This window comes from Pseudoalteromonas sp. T1lg22, assembly GCF_002964645.1.
Lineage (GTDB): Bacteria > Pseudomonadota > Gammaproteobacteria > Enterobacterales > Alteromonadaceae > Pseudoalteromonas.
Genome location: NZ_PQBY01000031.1, coordinates 1 through 215, shown reverse-complemented (window position 1 = coordinate 215; position 215 = coordinate 1). Strand labels below are relative to the sequence as shown.

Sequence of the window (215 nt, the reverse complement as noted above, 5' to 3'; positions counted from 1 at the left end):
ATTTTGTGTCCCCTTCGTCTAGAGGCCTAGGACACCGCCCTTTCACGGCGGTAACAGGGGTTCGAATCCCCTAGGGGACGCCACTTTACTCGCATGGTAAGAGTTTAAATAACCAGTCCTAGTGACACACTTTGTGTCCCCTTCGTCTAGAGGCCTAGGACACCGCCCTTTCACGGCGGTAACAGGGGTTCGAATCCCCTAGGGGACGCCACTTT

The 215-nt window shown here is 54.9% G+C and carries 2 tRNA genes; both read left to right on the top strand.

Annotated features, from left to right (window positions below):
• The first annotated feature begins 7 nt into the window (after positions 1 to 7).
• Positions 8 to 83, top strand: a tRNA-Glu gene (locus tag C2M24_RS15865).
• A gap of 52 nt (positions 84 to 135) precedes the next feature.
• Positions 136 to 211, top strand: a tRNA-Glu gene (locus C2M24_RS15860).
• Positions 212 to 215: the final 4 nt, after the last annotated feature.